The organism is Xanthobacter autotrophicus, from assembly GCF_030015065.1.
In the GTDB taxonomy this organism is placed as follows: Bacteria; Pseudomonadota; Alphaproteobacteria; order Rhizobiales; family Xanthobacteraceae; genus Xanthobacter; species Xanthobacter autotrophicus_D.
Genome location: NZ_JAIVFN010000581.1, coordinates 1 through 382, shown reverse-complemented (window position 1 = coordinate 382; position 382 = coordinate 1). Strand labels below are relative to the sequence as shown.

Genomic DNA, 382 nt, shown 5'->3' with positions numbered 1-382 from the left:
TCGTTGACGTGGTTCTTCGTGAGGCGGGCCAGGCGCTGGGCGTACTTGTTCTTGGCCGGCGCGACCTTCTCGGTGCGCTCCTCGTAGGCGCGGAACTGCTGCGAGACGGACTTGAGCTCGTCGTCGGACACGGTGACCGCCTTGAACACGTCCACGGCCGCGCCGACCTTGCTGTCGGTGCTGGAGCCGGTGCCGCCCGTGCCCGCCGCACCCAGCACGGAGCCGAGGCCGGAACCGGCGGACGGGGACGCCGTGGAGCCGTTGGTGGCGCAACCGGCCAGGATGATGGAGGGCGCAAGCGCGCCCAGGCGGAACGTGTTCATGGTTTTTCTACCCTCTTTGGAATGATGGATGGGATGGCCGGAAAGGAAGGGTCCGGGCG

General features: G+C 68.1%; 1 protein-coding gene. It reads right to left on the bottom strand.

From position 1 onward, the window contains the following. The coding region (locus tag K9U40_RS24605) for a hypothetical protein (protein ID WP_282892648.1) at nt 1-323 on the bottom strand (323 nt) is incomplete at its 3' end. Nucleotides 324-382 lie beyond the last annotated feature (59 nt).